This window comes from Chitinophaga sp. Ak27 (assembly GCF_012726295.1).
Classification (GTDB): domain Bacteria; phylum Bacteroidota; class Bacteroidia; order Chitinophagales; family Chitinophagaceae; genus Chitinophaga.
The window spans coordinates 1-1,283 of sequence record NZ_JABAOB010000017.1; the positions used below are offsets into that span (position 1 = coordinate 1).

Sequence of the window (1,283 nt, forward strand, 5' to 3'; positions counted from 1 at the left end):
TCAGTGATTAAAAGTTCTTTGACATATTGGGAAATGCAAGTTGTATTCGAAATAGTAGTATTAGAATACTAAAGATTTTTAAAGCGAATAAGGGCGCATGGTGGATGCCTAGGATCTAAGAGGCGAAGAAGGACGTGGTAAGCTGCGATAAGCTACGGGGAGATGCAAACGATCGTTACATCCGTAGATTTCCGAATGGGACAACCCGGCACGCTGAAGGCGTGTCACTCTGGAAAGAGAGCCAACGCAGGGAACTGAAACATCTAAGTACCTGCAGGAAAAGAAAATAAATAATGATTCCCTAAGTAGTGGCGAGCGAACGGGGAAGAGCCCAAACCGGATCGAAGCAATTCTATCCGGGGTTGTAGGACTACTTTTAGAAAGTCAGATCAAGTTGAATCATCTGGAAAGATGAGCCGCAGCAGGTGATAGCCCTGTAGACAGAAATTCTGATGGACGTGTAGTATCCTGAGTAGCGCGGGACCGGAGGAATCCTGTGTGAAACTGCCAGCACCATCTGGTAAGGCTAAATACTCCTTAGATACCGATAGTGAACCAGTACCGTAAGGGAAAGGTGAAAAGTACTCCGAACAGGAGAGTGAAATAGTTCCTGAAACCGTGCGCTTACAAGCGGTCGGAGCCCGCAAGGGTGACGGCGTGCCTTTTGCATAATGAGCCTACGAGTTACTCCTCACTGGCAAGGTTAAGGTCTTCAGTACCGGAGCCGCAGCGAAAGCAAGTTCTAACAGAGCGAATTAGTCAGTGGGGGTAGACGCGAAACTTTGTGATCTATCCATGGGCAGGGTGAAGGTTAGGTAAAACTAACTGGAGGCCCGAACTCATTAGCGTTGAAAAGCTATGGGATGACCTGTGGATAGGGGTGAAAGGCCAATCAAACTGAGAGATAGCTCGTTCTCCCCGAAATGTTTTTAGGAACAGCCTTGGATATAGACGTGTTATAGAGGTAGAGCTACTAATTGGGCTAGGGGGCTTCACCGCCTACCAAACCCTAATAAACTCCGAATGCTATAACATAATCTCCAGGAGTGAGGCTGTGGGCGCTAAGGTCCATGGCCGAGAGGGAAATAACCCAGACTAACAGCTAAGGTCCCTAATGATATGTTAAGTTGAACAAACGCGGTTCAAATCCTAAAACAGCCAGGATGTTGGCTTGGAAGCAGCCATTCATTTAAAGAGTGCGTAACAGCTCACTGGTCGAGGGTTTGGGCACGGAAAATAATCGGGCATCAAACATATAACCGAAGCTTTAGGCCTAGTATGCA

1 rRNA gene (running past one end of the window) is annotated in these 1,283 nt (G+C 47.2%); it reads left to right on the forward strand.

Annotation, left to right across the window (positions count from 1 at the left end):
* Positions 1-77 precede the first annotated feature (77 nt).
* Positions 78-1,283, forward strand: a 23S ribosomal RNA gene (locus HGH90_RS31420); it runs 1,677 nt beyond the window's last position.